Annotated in this window: 12 protein-coding genes; 4 read left to right on the plus strand and 8 right to left on the minus strand. The window is 63.6% G+C overall.

Annotated elements, in window-relative coordinates:
• Nucleotides 1-7: 7 nt before the first annotated feature.
• Entirely contained in the window at nt 8-1,108 is a 1,101-nt protein-coding gene (locus GGQ68_RS20640) for an MFS transporter (RefSeq protein ID WP_343056024.1), read from the minus strand.
• On the opposite strand from GGQ68_RS20640, the gene GGQ68_RS24150 reads away from it, so the two are divergent.
• The 3 genes from GGQ68_RS24150 to GGQ68_RS20650 are packed head-to-tail and all read left to right on the plus strand — an operon-like array spanning nt 998 to nt 2,403.
• Nucleotides 998-1,294 (plus strand): hypothetical protein, encoded by a 297-nt coding sequence (locus GGQ68_RS24150; RefSeq protein WP_221235663.1) that lies wholly within the window; start codon nt 998-1,000, stop codon nt 1,292-1,294. The genes GGQ68_RS20640 and GGQ68_RS24150 overlap by 111 nt on opposite strands.
• Before the next feature lie 57 nt (nt 1,295-1,351).
• Complete coding sequence (locus GGQ68_RS20645) at nt 1,352-1,810, plus strand: MaoC family dehydratase (protein ID WP_183969306.1); 459 nt, start codon at nt 1,352-1,354, stop codon at nt 1,808-1,810.
• A 2-nt stretch (nt 1,811-1,812) separates the two neighbouring features.
• On the plus strand, nt 1,813-2,403 hold the full coding sequence (locus GGQ68_RS20650; RefSeq protein ID WP_183969307.1) for a TetR/AcrR family transcriptional regulator: 591 nt from the start codon (nt 1,813-1,815) through the stop codon (nt 2,401-2,403).
• 131 nt (nt 2,404-2,534) lie between these two features.
• Here the strand turns inward: GGQ68_RS20650 and GGQ68_RS20655 are convergent, their stop codons facing one another.
• On the minus strand, nt 2,535-2,996 hold the full coding sequence (locus GGQ68_RS20655) for a hypothetical protein (RefSeq protein ID WP_138578420.1): 462 nt from the start codon (nt 2,994-2,996) through the stop codon (nt 2,535-2,537).
• Between the two features lie 11 nt (nt 2,997-3,007).
• Nucleotides 3,008-3,871: an alpha/beta hydrolase family protein gene (locus GGQ68_RS20660; RefSeq protein ID WP_143972310.1), complete on the minus strand. Its 864-nt coding sequence runs from the start codon at nt 3,869-3,871 to the stop codon at nt 3,008-3,010.
• 81 nt (nt 3,872-3,952) lie between these two features.
• On the opposite strand from GGQ68_RS20660, the gene GGQ68_RS20665 reads away from it, so the two are divergent.
• The gene (locus tag GGQ68_RS20665; protein ID WP_138578319.1) at nt 3,953-4,504 is read left to right on the plus strand and encodes a TetR/AcrR family transcriptional regulator; all 552 of its coding nucleotides are present in this window, start codon (nt 3,953-3,955) and stop codon (nt 4,502-4,504) included.
• 84 nt (nt 4,505-4,588) lie between these two features.
• On the opposite strand, the gene GGQ68_RS20670 is transcribed toward GGQ68_RS20665, so the two are convergent.
• The 5 genes from GGQ68_RS20670 to GGQ68_RS20690 form a co-directional block, all read right to left on the minus strand.
• Nucleotides 4,589-6,592: a type IV secretory system conjugative DNA transfer family protein gene (locus GGQ68_RS20670; RefSeq protein WP_183969308.1), complete on the minus strand. Its 2,004-nt coding sequence runs from the start codon at nt 6,590-6,592 to the stop codon at nt 4,589-4,591.
• A gap of 8 nt (nt 6,593-6,600) precedes the next feature.
• A complete protein-coding gene (locus GGQ68_RS20675) occupies nt 6,601-8,934 on the minus strand; it encodes a relaxase/mobilization nuclease domain-containing protein (protein ID WP_183969309.1) in 2,334 nt (777 codons plus the stop codon).
• A complete protein-coding gene (locus tag GGQ68_RS20680; protein WP_183969311.1) occupies nt 8,921-9,514 on the minus strand; it encodes a helix-turn-helix domain-containing protein in 594 nt (197 codons plus the stop codon). The genes GGQ68_RS20675 and GGQ68_RS20680 overlap by 14 nt, the downstream gene beginning before the upstream one ends.
• Before the next feature lie 517 nt (nt 9,515-10,031).
• A complete protein-coding gene (locus tag GGQ68_RS20685; protein WP_007120662.1) occupies nt 10,032-10,238 on the minus strand; it encodes a hypothetical protein in 207 nt (68 codons plus the stop codon).
• Between the two features lie 538 nt (nt 10,239-10,776).
• Nucleotides 10,777-11,444: DUF2493 domain-containing protein (locus GGQ68_RS20690; RefSeq protein ID WP_183969313.1), on the minus strand; the 668-nt coding region annotated here is incomplete at its 5' end.

Here is an 11,444-nt window from a genome sequence, read left to right on the forward strand (position 1 = left end):
TCCCTCATCAAGCGGCCTGCAGCCTTGACACTGGGGCACCCCGGATCGGCCAGTGCAGAAGCGCAGCAAGGACAGCGATGGCGATCGAGATCTGCCAGGCGAGGTCATAGGACCTGGTCGCGTTGTAGGCGTATCCCGCGCCCCAGGCCCCGAAGAGCGAGCCGAGCTGATGGGACAGGAAGACAATCCCGAACAGCGTGGACATGTAACGGACGCCGAAGATCTGGCCGACCAGCCCGCTCGTCAGAGGCACGGTGCCGAGCCACAGAAACCCCATTGTGCAGGCGAACAGCGTGACGGACAGGGGCGTGACCGGAAAGGCGAGAAACAGCGCTATGAGCACGGCACGGGCCAGGTAGATCCCGGCCAGAACGTGCTTCTTGCGCCAGCGGTCGGCCGACATGCCGAAGACGTAGGAGCCAAGGATGTTGAACAGCCCGACCAGCGCCAGCGCCCGTGCGCCGAGCGCCGGGTCGAGGCCCCGGTCTCCCAGGAAGGCCGGCAGGTGGGTTGCCACAAAGGCGACGTGAAAGCCGCAGACGAAGAACCCGGCATTCAGCAGCCAGAAGCCGGAATGGCCCGCAGCTTCGCGCAGCGCCTCGCCGTAGGTCTGCACGTGCGCGCTGCCGGTCTGCGGCAGCGCCGGACGTCCCGCGATGCCGATGGCGAGGAGCACCATGGCGCCGGCCAGCGCGGCGAAGATCAGGAAGCTTTCCCGCCAGCCGAAGCCGGTGATCAGACCCGGTGCGACCGGCACCAGCAGGAACTGGCCGACCGAGCCGCCGTCGGTCACGATCCCGGCCGCCAATCCGCGCCTTTCGGGCGGCACCGCGCGCATTGCCGCGCCGATGGCGACGACGAAGGTCACGCCGGTCATGCCAAGGCCCACCAGAAACCCGAGCGTCAGATTGAGCCCCGCCGCACCCGAGATCATCGCGGCGAGCACAAGTCCGAGCGCATAGATCGCACCGCCGGCCGCAGCCACACGCCCTGCCCCATGCCGATCGGCCAGCGCGCCGACGAAGGGCTGCGCCAGCCCCAGGATCAGGTTCTGCAGGGCAATCGCAAGCCCGAAGGCTTCTCGGCCGATGTCGGTATCCAGCTCGATCGGGCGGAGGAACAGGCCGAACGACTATCGGATGCCCATGGCGATGGTGACGAGCATTGCCGCGCAGATCAGGACAACCCAGGGGCGTCAGCGCAACGTGGCAGCATTCGGGGCAAATGTCTGGCTCATGGGCTTTCCTTGCGAGAATCGTTGAGCAGCCATGCTGGGCTTGAGTCCATTAGATAACGATGATAATCTATTTTGGCGAGTCCCAATGGTGTTCCGGAAGGCAGGAGAAGAACGATGAAAGACAATGGCGCGGCCGAAGGGCTCTACCTCGACGACCTGCAGGTCGGGCAGGAATTCCTGAGCGCCGAGCATTTTCTGGATGCGGGGCAGATCATTGCCTATGCGCGGCAGTTCGACCCGCAACCCTTCCATCTCGATGAAGACGCGGCCAGAGACAGCTTCTTCCAAGGTCTGGCCGCCAGCGGCTGGCTTACGATGTCTATCACGATGAAGCTTCTGGTGCAGAGCCTGCCCTTTGCGAAAGGCGTCATCGGCGCGGGCGGGAATATCGCTTGGCCGCGGCCCACCCGACCCGGTGACATTCTGCGGGTGAAAAGCACGATCCGCGAGATCCGTCCTTCCCGATCCCGACCCGACCGGGGGATGGTGCAGGTGAACAGCCTTACCCTCAACCAGCAGGATGAGGTGCTGCAGGAGCTGACGGCGAACCTGCTGGTATTCCGGAAAGCCTGAGCATGGGACGATCCTCTGTCGAGCAGGCGCTGCAGAACCGTGCCAGGATCGTGGAGGAGGCCAGCCGCCTCTTCCGCGAGCGCGGGGTCGAGGCGGTGTCTGTCTCCGACATCATGGCTGCTGCGGGCATGACCGTCGGCGGCTTCTACAAGCACTTCGCGTCCAAGGAGGTGCTGGTGCGCGAAGCTTGCGCTCTCTCCTTCGAGCAAGCGGCGCAGGTCTGGCAGAAGCTGACCAGCGACCGTCCCGAAGCGGGGGCGATCGTGGAACACTACTTCCGCGAGCGGCCCGCGCATCAGACCTGCCCCGTGCTGGCCTTTGCCCCGCATGTGTCCGCAGCCGACACCGCCCATCCGGCGCGAGAGGCTTACAGCAGGGGGGTGGAAGCGCTTCTGTCGGGCTTCTTGAGCCAGATCGGCACCAGCGAGCATTCCGAGATACCGGAAGAGGCACAGATCCTGTTCGCTGCCATGATCGGCGCGCAGCTTCTGGCGCAGGCGTCGGACAATGCGGACTGGGCCACCGCTCTGCAGCAGGCTGTGAGCCGCCGCGCGAGGAAACAAACTCATGCGGATGAGAGAACGTCTGCTTAGGGCTCTTTTCGTCGATTGGCCGCCCCCGTCGACCAGAACGGTGCGAGGGGGTCTCCGCCCGCGCTTACGGCCCTGAGCTGACATTCACATGCCGGGCCGCAAAGGTCGGATATGCGTTCATCCTGCCTGCTTTACCGCGCCGCCCATTGCAGCCCGAGGGCATAAGCCCCGGCAGCACTCACCAGCGCTCCCACCAGGACCGTTAGCGCAAGGATCGTCCAGCTGATCCAATCCACGCCAAGAATGAAGAAATTGTCATTCCAGATGCCCCAAACCGGAATAGAGGGGCGCCACAGGTGAACTTCGGAAAAGGCCGCGCCGACCAGCAGACCGTTGATCATTGTCGCAACGCCTGCGCCCTTGCCGCGCCACAAAAGCGCCAATGCGATCAGGCTCGGCACATAGACGGATACATTCACCAGCCAAAGCTGCGCGCTGATCGTATAGCACCAGTTCGCGGCCTGCCGAACGTGATCGCTGTCATGGATCACGATCATCGCAATCATGGTGATATTGGCCCAGAGGATGGTTCTCCGGGCGCGGGCGCTCAGGATTTCGGAGCGGCATCCGTTGTGTATCTTGTCATCCGTCATGGGTGGGCCTTTCAGGTCAAGTCGGGCTGAGGCAATTCGAGGAGATCGGCCCAGACGGGCGCGCTCTCTTTGGACAGGACTTCGATATGTTTGAGCGTGTGCAGACCATAGTCGGCAGGGGCAAAGATACGAAACTCGGCCCCTGATGGCGCAAAGGCCTCCGCATAGCGTCGCACCGCAACCGGCGGCACGACGACATCGTCGGCGGCGACGCAAATACGGATGTCCTTCCCGTCGATGGTGTAATTCGGCTCTGGCAGGGTGACGCCAATATCCGAGGCAAAGAAATCGCGCCGAGTACACCACCTGCGCCACTGCCAATAGACGCCGGCGGGCAGATCGGCCCCCAGCAACAATCGTTTACCCGGCATATAGCCTGCAAGGGCGGTCGCCACGGGGCCAAGCGCGAACCAGAAGGCCAGAACCTTGGGCCGGTAGCTCCAGGGATGGTCGGTATAATGTCCGATCCCGGCCCCGACGGTGGTGATGCGCGTCACGCGATCGGGCAGGGTCTGGAACGGAAGTCCAAGCCCGCCCAAACTGTGCCCGAGCACCCACAAGGGTCCTGTTGGCGCCAGTTTGGCAAGCGTATCGAGTGCTGCGGTCTGATCGTGCACGGCCCAGTCCGCGAAATTCGCCTGACTGTCGCGCATCGGTCGGGTCTGGGACGCGCCGAAATCCCGATAGTCATAGGTCAAAACGCTGATCCCGCGCTCGGCAGCCCAAGCGGCGAAATGCCGGTAAAAGCGCTGCGGCACACCGGTGGCCCCATGCAGCACCAGGCTGGCACGTGGCGAAGCAGACGCAGGATACCACGTCCCGACAAGTCTGGCCCCCTCTGCCGGGATGGAGATTGTCTGTGCGGCCTGTTCCAATAGTCTCACTTTCGTCGCAATGGACCGAACGGTCTACAGAAGCAATAGACCAATCGGTCCAATGCCGCTATCCCTTTTGCCATGAGTGACCCAACGTCTCGCGATAGGCTGATCCGCGCCGCCTCGAACCTCTTTCGCCAGAAGGGGTATTCGGGTGTCGGCCTGTCGGAGATTCTCAAAGAGGCGGGGCTGCCCAAAGGGTCGCTGTATTACCATTTCCCGAAAGGCAAACAGGAACTGGCCGAAGCCGCGACACGCTGGGCCGGTGCGTGGCTGGAACGGTTGCTCGATGCGACCTTCGCGCAGGCCGAAAGCTTTGACCAAGGTGCGCTCATGGTGTGTGAAACCATTTCCGCCGAGGTGGCGTCACAGACACATGTATCAGCCTGTCCGGTGCTCAGCATCCTGCAAGCCGCCCCTCTGGAACCACAGCTCCAGATCACCGCCCAAGACGTATATGGCAGTTGGACAAAATGTATCGAAAAACACGCCAAAAGGATGGGGTCCCCCCAGCCTGAAGAAGCAGCCTTTTCCTTGCACTGTAAATTGCAAGGCGCGTGGGTCATTGCCTTTGCCCAACAATCCAACGCGGCCTTTACCCAACTGGCGCGGGAACTCAGGGCAAAAATCTGACTTCTTGCCGAACCAGACATCTTTGTTTGGTGCAGCGAAGGTCAGCTATCCGCCCTCTATGACCGTCAGATCATGCCCACCGCCCTACCGGTGAATTGGCTTTTTGCCACCCTCCTCCTCTCGCAGCATCTCTTCCATTTCATCCAATCCATCGACAGCAGAGCGCATCTGCGCCTCATCATCCACGCCCACTGTCTCGGCATCCGCAACCTGGCCCCCAAAATCCATTTCCATCTGTCGCTGTTCCTCGGCGATTACGGCTTGAACGACAGGCGCAGTCTTCTTTGGGGTGACATCGGTTTGCCCTGACGATTGGCCATCAGCAGCGTGGCGTGCGGCCTCAACGTCGGCGTCGGGTCCGCCTGCTCCGTCCGAAGGCAGCGTCATCGGCATGGCGCGCACACTCAGCGGCAGCGTGCCCTGCGGCCCCCCTCCCCCCGGCTTCGGAAACGGCAACTCCCCCGTCTGCGCCGCGTGGATCGCCTTGAACAGCCGATCGTCAAAATATTGGATCCGCTTCGCGCGGACCGGCATCTGGGCATCGATCACCATGACGATCTCGTCGAGCGGCAGGCGGCGCGCCTCATCCTCGGGCAGGAGAGAGCTTTCTTCGGTCCGGGTGGACTGGCTGCGTCCTTCAAAGGGGTTCTTGCCGATGGACTGGGAGCGCGTGATGACGGTCTTCGTGGTCTTGCCAACCGCCTTGCTCAGCTCTTCGACGGTCTTCTCATCAGAAGGCGTCAGGTAGAGCTTCACGCCCGCGTTGCCCTGCAGGGCGCGGCGGGTGTTCTCGCCGTAGATTTCATCGAGGGCGGGGATGGTTTGCGTGACCACAGCCAAATGCCCGCGATAGGTGCGCAGGGTCTCGATGCTCTCGACCACGATGGGCATCTTGCCCAAGCGATTGAACTCGTCGAGCATGATCATCACTGGCCACGGCTCATCCGGCCCGGGGTCCTTTTCCTGCATCGCCGAGAGGAGATCGGAGAAGAAGAGCCGGATCAGCGGCGCGAGGGGTTTCACCATCAGCGGCTGGACCACGAGATAGACCGAAAAAGGCTTCTTGCGGATCGTCCGGAAATCAAAGTCCGAGACTGCCGTCGCCTCATCGATGGCCGGGTTCTGCCATTGATCGAGCCCCGAGGTCATCAGGAGCGAGACGTAAGAGGTCAGCGTGTCATTATTGGTCGAGGCCAGCCGGGTGAAGATCAACTTGGCGGCCCTGTTGTCGACCTCGTGGCCGCGCGCGAAGTATTCCTTCTGTTTGTTCCCGCCCGAGGCGGCGATGCGGTAGATCTCGCCCAAGGTCGGGCGCTTGCGCTGGAACGCCAACAGGCCTGCCGCCACGAAGAGATCGATCCCGCCTTTGAGGAGACCCTGCACCCGGTCATTGTCGCTCTGCAGGAACAGCGTCGCCAGGAGCTGCAGTTCCATCTGCTGGCGCGCGGGATCTTTCAGCTCAAAGATGCGCAAGAGCGGGTTGTAGCGATGCGTGCGCTTGCCCTCCCAATCGGTGGGGGCAAAGCGATAGACCTTGTCGCCCTGGGCTGCGCGGTGCCGGGCCGTGGCCTCAAAGCACTCGCCCTTCACATCGAGCGTCACGGCAGAGCCCTGCCAGGTCAGCAGGTTCGGAATGACAAAGCCCGTGGTTTTGCCACGGCCCGTGGGCGCCACGATCAGCGCATGCGGAAAAACCTTGGAGCAAATGTAATTGGCGCGGGAGCCCGTCGCCCCCAGCTTGCCGAGGATGAACCCGGTCCCTGGCGCCCCGAAGAAGCCATTGGCCTTCATCTCGCGCGCACTCTGCCAATGGGTCTGGCCAAACCGTGTCAGGGCGGACCCCAAGAGGGCGAGGCTCAGCATCAGGCCGGCGGCGGCGAAGCTGCCGATGATCAGGTGAATAAGTTGCGCATCCTCCGGGCGGCGGTCCAGGATCGCCAGATAGTTCTGCGCGATATATGCAAAGTCGATCTCGGCCCCGAAGCCGAGATCCTGGTAGGTCAGCACCGCCGAGGCGATGGTATAGCCCATGGCCCCGGTCACAAGCGTCACCAGCAGGACGCCCGTGGCGATCCGCGCCTTTCCCATGGAGGCGCTCAATGGACCTGACCCCGCTCGGTCTCGCCATCCACGTCTGTGGTGCGGTGTTTTTCATATTCGGTGTCGGCAAGATCATCGACCACCTGGCGCAAAGCCTCCGTGTTGGCCGTCGCTGCATCCGATTGCAGGTAGACCTTGGCGACATAGAGCCGGTCGAGACGGTCCTCGAGAACCTTTTCCAGCGCATCGGCATCGCCGGATGTGAGCCGCTCAAGTTGACGGTTATCAAGCACCCGTGCGATCACGCCACGGAAGGCGTCCCGCTCCGCTTCGGTCTCGAAGGGCGCGGACAATTCCCCGGCCCGCTCATGGTCCAGGACACGCGCAATCTCGTCTGCAAGGCGGTCGGCACGGTCAGATTGCGGCGCAGTTTCAACGTGGGCTGCGAGGAGTGCGTCGCGCGTGCCAGACCCGAGCCCGTCGCGCATCTCGGTTTCGCGGCGGACCTGATTGATGACCTCCGTGTCGCGTATCTCGACGACGGCCGCATAGGTCGCGCCGAGCCCACGGGCGAGATGGGACGGCATGTCCGGATAGCGCTCCCTGAATTCATCCGTGACAGCATCTGCAACGGGCGTGCGGACGTCGCGTCCCTCCATGATCCGGTCGACCTCGCGGGTGATCTCGCTGGCGCGGGCCGCATCGGTAATGGTCTCCCTATAGGGCTCAGACCGGTCGATCATATCGCCAGGGCGTGCGAGCAGATCCGGGTGTGCCTCGAGATATGCACGCTGCTCCGTCTCGATCCGGCGCTCCGCCCGTGAGACAACCTCCCAGTCCCGGTCCTCGATCTGCTGCGCGGTCAGGCCGTCTGCGCGCATCTCCTGACGGATTGTCCCTTCCATCTCCCGCACCGCGCCCTCATGATAATGGAACCGCTCGCTGACCGGTTCCGCTTCCATGACACCATCCCGGCGCAGCACGTTCTCGCTCTCCAGAAGCGTGCCAAGTTCCACATGCACGTCATTGAGAATGTCGCGCGCCTGTTCCAGATCGGCGCGGCGTTCGAGGTTCAGATCGCGCGCCTCAGCCACTTTGGAGAGATCATTGGCGATCCATTGATGCTCGAGCGCTGCATTTGAGGCGCCCGTCTCGATCCGGGCCACCACTTCCGATGTGCTGATCCCGGTGCCCCGTAGTGCCGCGTCAATGCGCGATCTCAGGTCGGGCTCGGCCAGTCGCTCGCGCTGGCTGGCGTCGATATTGGCTTCGGAATAGATCCCACCCTCCGAGGGGGCGTCTGATAGCGTGGATGATCGCAAACCGAGAGGCTGCATGTGCTGGACCTGCGTCTGGATCTCGATGAGGCGCTTTTCCAGCACGGGACGTTCCGCGTCGGACTTCTCGGCGATCATGCCCTGCACCCGCGCCAGCTTCTCCGCATAGAGGCTTCTCAGATCCTCGAAACTCTGATCCTCGGCCATATACACATCTCCTCTTCGGTCCACCTGCCCGCCGCGCGCCAGCACCTCGCCTGCGCGGAAGAGTGCCGCGGCAATATCCTCGCGGGCCTCCCGGGAGGCCTCCGCGGCAAGCGAATGGTAGACGGTTCTGGTGTTGGCGATTTCCGCCAGCGTCCGCGTCAGGTCCTGCCCCACGCGTTCCCGCTCGCGGGGTGCGCGACCCTCTTCCTTCGCGGCATAAACTTCGCTGGTGCGGGCCGGGTAATGCACAACCCCGCGATCCACCCGGCGCGTGGCCTCCAGCCGAACGCCATACTTCTCGGCCTCCTCGACCATGGTGAGGCGGAAATCGTCGTAGTTGAAGCGGTGGTTGCGCCCCAGAAAGAAGAACTCGCCTTCCTGCGAGCGGCGGTTCAGCACCAGATGCGCATGCGGGTGATCGCGGTCCTCATGCACCGCGATGATGTAGTCGAAATGCCCCGCGTCGGTCTGGAAGAACCGCTCGGCCACATCCGTCGCGATGTCGCGCACATCCTCGCCGCGCGTGCCGATGGGGAAGGACATGAGCATATGGGTGGTCTGCCCGAGCTTGGGCTTGAAGCCCGCATCCCACCGCTTGGCAAAGCGCTCGGTCAGATCCTTGATGTCCTTTGCGTCGAGCTTCGCCTTGCCATCCAGGAACCCGCTACTGTCGACGATATGGGTCGACTTCGTGGTGAGGTAATCGAGCTGGTTTGAGAGCTGCGATTTGGTATGCGTACCCCCGCCCCGGATCGCCTTGAAGACCGCCGGACGGTGCCCCGCTGCCACGCGCATGAGCTGGGTCTGCTTGGCCACGTGCAGCCCCTGCATTGAGCCCCGAACGCGGCTCCAGCCGTCCCGGAAGACCTCGCCCGTGACGGCATGGACGGCATCATTCAGCCGCATGGGCAAACTCCCTCAGCGCGGCCGTAGCCTGCAGCTGCATCGCGTCCCGACGGCGGCGCAGGAGCAGATCGATCTCGTCGGCGGAATCGAGGATGAACCGCGCCAACCCGCGCATCTGCGCAAGGCGCAATTCGGAGAACTCGGCACGCGTGCCATCATCAGCCCCCTGCCCCATCCGGTTGGCCCGCGTCATCTGCTTGGCGATCTGCGCGACCCCATTGCCGATCTCGTGCAGTGAAGCGCGGTAGCGCGCCATCTCTGCTGCCATCTGCGCGTCCGGAACGAACACCCCGCCTGCCGCCTGAATGAGCCGCCGCAGCCCTTCGGCCCGGCTCTCGATCCCCGCCTCGGCCAGCACCTCGTCGAGCGCCGCAAGCTCCGCGGCCGTGACCTTCACACTGACCGCTGAGACCGGGATGGCAGCATCCGTCTGGCGCTCGGCATCGGCTTTGAGGGTGTATTGGATCGCCCGCGGAGACACTCCAAACCGCTCCGCCAACACGGATGTCGACACACCTTCCGCAGCCTCGCGAACGATCTCCATGCGGTCCGCATCTGTGAGACGTTTTGAGCGAGACATGCGAAGAAAGACCCCCTATTTCCTGCCACCTTCCACCAAGGCTGCTTCCACCTTACGATAATATACTAGGCTGTCAATTATATACTTACGTTGCATTCAGGCTCAGGCAGCCTTGGTGTCCGCTTCACGCCGCGGCCCGCAGGGACGCGGCTCTGCCGCCCTCACCACCGGGCGACCCACCTGTCCTAGGGGTCCCTTCCGCCAGCCCCGCCCGAGGGTCTGGCCGAACACCACATGTTCGGACGGAACCGCGGGCGGGCGCAAACCCCACCGACAGAGCGGACAGGCAGGGTCAAGGAGGGCCAGATTTGGGCCCCCAAATCTCTGCCGCAAAAACCGGGAGGCCCTGGCCGATAGGTTTTTGTGGATGGCCCCCTTGAGGCTGACTGGCCGGTCTGTCGCGGCCTGATCATTCTGGGCGGAGTGCGTCCGTTGAACGCGCAGGGACCGGCATCCCTGGAACAGGGATCGGGCCGCCCCAAGATCGTCTTGGGGCGGCCCATCCTCGTCAGAGGATTTAGTCCTGGGGATCTTTCGCGCTCGGCGGGAACATCACCAGCTCCGAGACCGCGACCGGGAAGTCGAGCTTGAGGCTGAAGAACTCCGATCCATCCCCGTTGCGGGTGTTGCGGAACATCGCACCCACGCGCTGAAAACGGGTGCGCTCCTGGCCATCGGTGTCGGTGAACTTGACGGGGACGGTGGCGACGTAGTGGTTGGTCATTTGGGTTACTCCTTGTTGCGATGGGGATCATCCAGCACGGGGGCAAGAGGCCCGGTCGCAAGCGCAAATGCGGAGGGTCCGCGGCCAGCCGTGGAAGCCGTATTTGTGCTTGCCGAAGCGGGAGCGGAGGGCACGGACGGGCCGACCCCGTGCGATCCACATCTATGAGCAAAAAGGAGTGATCCGGATGACCCTTGCCATCACGCAGCCGCCACCATCCGCGTCCGCGTCCCGCCGAGCCTGGCCGGGGTGCTGACGGAGCCCGCCCGCGTGGATGCGATGTTCCGAAACACGCCCCGAGGGACGTGCAGGTGTTCAGCCTCATATGCGACGTCTCGACCCCTCGCGTCTTGCGCTGCTTTCGGTGTGCGTGAGGTGCGTACCATCCCCAGCCCGTACCGATGCGGATGGGCCGCACTCTGACGGACTGGGTAGAGGGATAACGGTGCTGGCCGCCGCGAGCTGCCGATCTTGCGTAGCCGACCGCACGCGCCATGAGACATGACGAAAGGGCCGCGCCAAGCGCGACCCCCTCTCTTCAATTCTGCGACGCCTTCTTCGCCAGGTCCGCAACCCGCATGACCGTCAGACCTTTCGCTTCCGCCTTCTGCCCGAGGTTCAGCGCGACCCCGTTGCCGCCGAAGAGTAAAACCCCCGTCGCCGCGAACTTGTCGTCCAGCATTTCGTCGTTGCACTTGAACGGTGCCGCCCGCCCATGCGCGGACCAGCGCGGATCGAAGCGCGCCTGTGCTATCCCGCGTGCTCGGGCCCACCGGGCCGCAATCATCTCCGCCCCGTGCTTGCCGCCCTTGTGGCAGAGGAAGATCTCCTGGTTGCGGTTCTGCTTGATCCGTTCGCGAACCTTATCGAGCGTGTTGAAGATCACATCGACATCGGTCCAGTCGGTGGCGCCTGAGACGATCAGGGGCACCCCCGCGACTTTCGACTTCTCGGCGGTTTCACGGTCGTGCTGCTCCAGGAGCTGCCGTGCCTCGAAGACCGCCCCGGTCTCCTGCGCCCGGACGCTTGCGCGCGACCCGGCTGCCGGGATGAAGGCGTGGCCCGTCTCGATCTCGTAGCATTCCGCCGCCGCCTCGCTCATCACCTCGATAGCGCTGACAATCTCGCGCAGCTGCACAAAGCGCGCCTGCGCCTCGTCGAGCGCGGTCTCGGCGATCTCCGATCCGTCGTGGGATTTTGCCAGCG

Source organism: Sagittula marina (assembly GCF_014196795.1).
GTDB classification, from domain to species: domain Bacteria; phylum Pseudomonadota; class Alphaproteobacteria; order Rhodobacterales; family Rhodobacteraceae; genus Sagittula; species Sagittula marina.